A 795-nucleotide genomic window follows, 5' to 3' on the forward strand; every position below is an offset into this window, starting at 1 on the left:
CGGGAACTGCCCCGATCACAGCCGGTCCTTCGGCAGGAACTTGGAACCGGAGAAAATCGAGGAGATCACGCCCGTCCCCTCGACCCGGTCTACCAGCATGGCGCTGTACAGATGGTGAATCATGAATCCCCAGGTCAGCCACATGATCATATGGTGGATGAGCCGGATTGTCGGCAACGAGACCAGGTGGAACACCCATCCGGTGAGAAAGGCGGCCCAGCTCCTGCCTTCCACGCCCCACAGCGCGACTCCGGTCAGTATCTCGACGGCGAACATCGTGTAGAGCACGACGTAGGTCATCCCGGCGAGCGGGTTGTGCCCGACGACCTCGGGCGCCTCACGGTCGATGAACAGGTAGAAGCGCAGCGACGGGATGATCAGGCGCCGGCGTTCGCGCGTGCTGGGGATCCACTCCGTCCACCGCGACCAGCGGTTGGGTGACAGGACATGCCAGGCGACCCGCGCGAGGATCAGATCGATGAAGACGAACGCGGTGACCTCGTGGACCGTTTTCACCCAGGTGACCCAGTAGGCGTCGCCGCCGAGGCGCAGCTGCGGGTTCCCGATCAGGAAACCCGTCACGCTGAGCACCATCAGCGCCAGCACGAGCAGCCAGTGCACCACCCGTACCGGCAGGTCCCAGACTCGCACCCGGGCGAAGGTCTCCCGCCCGGGTGCCACCTTCACCGGCACGGATCCGCCCGGCACAGATCCGCCCGGCACAGATCCGTCTGGCGCGGCGGCGGTCACTGGACCCGCACCCGGACGATGTCGCGGCCGTCCGCGTCGTACACG

General features: G+C 66.2%; 1 protein-coding gene. It reads right to left on the reverse strand.

Going from position 1 to position 795, the window contains the following annotated elements:
• Window positions 1–15: 15 nt before the first annotated feature.
• Window positions 16–687 carry a Ni/Fe-hydrogenase, b-type cytochrome subunit gene (gene cybH, locus U9980_RS15325; RefSeq protein WP_322768529.1) on the reverse strand — a complete coding sequence of 224 codons (672 nt, stop codon included), beginning with the start codon at window positions 685–687 and terminating at the stop codon, window positions 16–18.
• Window positions 688–795 lie beyond the last annotated feature (108 nt).

This window comes from Protofrankia sp. Cr1 (genome assembly GCF_963555865.1).
Taxonomy (GTDB): Bacteria; Actinomycetota; Actinomycetes; order Frankiales; family Frankiaceae; genus Protofrankia.